At 45.4% G+C, this 903-nt stretch carries 1 protein-coding gene; it reads right to left on the bottom strand.

The window, feature by feature from the left end; translation table 11 throughout:
• Nucleotides 1-89 precede the first annotated feature (89 nt).
• On the bottom strand, nucleotides 90-608 hold the full coding sequence (locus A3775_RS16740) for a ferritin-like domain-containing protein (RefSeq protein ID WP_066379126.1): 519 nt from the start codon (nucleotides 606-608) through the stop codon (nucleotides 90-92).
• Nucleotides 609-903 lie beyond the last annotated feature (295 nt).

Here is a 903-nt window from a genome sequence, read left to right as displayed (position 1 = left end):
CGTCGTAGCCCGGCTTATATCCCCACCTAACATTCATATAGGTGGGGACTTACGCCGATTTGGTTAACGCACCCGACAAGAATCTTTGATTATTTACATTCTTTCAACAACTGTGGTATGTGTTGCTCTAATTTTTTAGCTGTCTGTTCTTCCTGTTGCAAGTTTTGCTGTAGCAGTTGTACAACTTGTTGTTGTCCCATCTTTTCCGCAGTCTGAATTAAACCACGGTAGCAAGCAATTTCTAGCTGTTCTACCTTAGCTTGACATCCTGCCAATCCCAAAGAGAGAATTTGCTGATTTTCCGCAGCTAGTAGCATGAACTTTTGTCCATCACTAATTAAACCAGCCGCAGTATCACAAGTGACACGCTTAGGTTCTTGTCCCAAAGCTTTGAATACCTGTTCTAAATTCTGAATTTGTTGCTCTGTTTCCCGAATGTGAGTTTCAATCAAAGATTTTAACTGGTTATTTTGACAACACTGCAACATCATCTGTTGCGCTTCCCAAAAGCGATTTTCAGCATCGTACATCGCGCAAACTTCATAGATGAATTTCTCTTGGATGTTGGTGATTTTGGCGGTAGCGGGGCGTTCTCTCAGTTGAACCATTGTTCTGCTCCTGAAGTTTGGTACACCTAGTTAGTATTTGGTGTGTGTATCCTTCACCTACCTTCGCCAATCAATCCAGTCTTCTCGTCATACCAGAGGCACAACTGATTGTTAATTCTGAATGCTACAGCAAATACATAGAAGGGAGTGGGGGGGATGAGGGGATGAGGGGATGAGGGGATGAGGGGGATGAGGGGATGAGGGAGAAATTCTTTCCCAATCCCCAGTCCCCAGTCCCCAATCCCCAGTCCCCAGTCCCCAATCCCCAGTCCCCAATCCCCAGTCCCCAATCCCC

It is taken from the genome of Anabaena sp. 4-3 (genome assembly GCF_001597745.1).
Taxonomy (GTDB): domain Bacteria; phylum Cyanobacteriota; class Cyanobacteriia; order Cyanobacteriales; family Nostocaceae; genus Trichormus.
Note: the sequence above shows the minus strand (reverse complement) of the source record. Positions and strands in the feature narration are given on the sequence as shown.

Coding starts and splice junctions, on each gene's coding strand:
- A3775_RS16740 (WP_066379126.1), bottom strand. CDS start 608: ATGGTTCAACTGAGAGAACGCCCCGCTACCGCCAAAATCACCAACATC.